We start from the raw sequence: 1,222 nt of genomic DNA, 5'->3' as shown, positions 1-1,222 counted from the left end.
CGCGCGCGGCCCGGCGCCGGGGTCTTTCCCGCTGCCCCCCGTGGGGCCGACGACCTGGGCAGCGACCACGGCCTCTGCGCCGCCCCCGGCGGGCCCCGGGCCGCGCAGGACCACTCCCCCCGGTAGGCGGCCCGGGGAGCGAGTGGTTAGGCTCAGAGGCTGTGAGCAGGCTCCAGGTGGTCAGCGGCAAGGGCGGAACCGGGAAGACCACGGTCGCCGCGGCACTCGCGCTGGCCCTCGCACGCGAGGGCAGGCGGACTCTTCTGGTGGAGGTCGAGGGCAGGCAGGGTATCGCGCAGCTCTTCGGGACGGAGGCGCTCCCCTACGAGGAGCGGAAGATCGCCGTCGCGGCGGGCGGCGGGGAGGTGTACGCGCTCGCCATCGACGCGGAGCAGGCGCTGCTGGACTACCTCCAGATGTTCTACAAGCTGGGTTCGGCGGGCCGCGCGCTGAAGAAGCTCGGCGCGATCGACTTCGCGACGACCATCGCGCCCGGGCTGCGGGACGTGCTGCTGACGGGCAAGGCGTGCGAGGCGGTGCGCCGCAAGGACCGGTCCGGCCGGTACGTGTACGACCACGTGGTGATGGACGCGCCGCCCACGGGGCGGATCACCCGGTTCCTCAACGTGAACGACGAGGTGGCGGGGCTGGCCCGGATCGGGCCGATCCACAACCAGGCGCAGGCCGTCATGAAGGTGCTCAAGTCCCGTGAGACGGCGGTGCACTTCGTGACGCTGCTGGAGGAGATGCCCGTCCAGGAGACGGCCGACGGGATCGCCGAGCTGGCGCGGGCGGGCCTGCCGGTGGGACGGGTCGTGGTCAACATGGTCCGTCCGCACCACCTGGACGACGAGGCCCTGGCGGCGGCCGGCGAGCTGCGCGGGGACGTGGCGCGCGCCCTGTCCCGGGCCGGGCTCGGCGGGCCCGCGGAGCGGCTGGTGGACCCGCTGCTGGAGCAGGCGGCGGAGCACGCGAGCCGGGTGGCGCTGGAGCGGGCGCAGCGCCGGGTGCTGTCCCGGCTGGAGGTGCCGGCGTACGAACTGCCGCTGCTCGGCACCGGGATGGACCTCGCGGGGCTGTACGAGCTCGCGGCGGAGCTGCGCAAGCAGGCGGACGAGGAGTGAGCGGGGCCGTGGGCCCGGCGGCGGGCGCCGCAGCGGGCCCACGGCCCCGCTCACTCCTCGTCCGCCTGCTTGCGCAGCTCCGCCGCGAGCTCGTACAG

Annotated in this window: 1 protein-coding gene; it reads left to right on the top strand. The window is 75.0% G+C overall.

Features of this window, described 5'->3' with window-relative positions; genetic code table 11:
• The first annotated feature begins 161 nt into the window (after positions 1-161).
• Positions 162-1,124: an ArsA-related P-loop ATPase gene (locus EF903_RS32745; protein WP_125548554.1), complete on the top strand. Its 963-nt coding sequence runs from the start codon at positions 162-164 to the stop codon at positions 1,122-1,124.
• Positions 1,125-1,222 lie beyond the last annotated feature (98 nt).

Origin of the sequence: Streptomyces sp. WAC05292, assembly GCF_003949955.1 — a bacterium.
GTDB lineage: Bacteria > Actinomycetota > Actinomycetes > Streptomycetales > Streptomycetaceae > Streptomyces > Streptomyces globosus.
The sequence above is the reverse complement of the archived record's forward strand: the minus strand, read 5'-3'. Positions and strand labels throughout refer to the sequence as shown.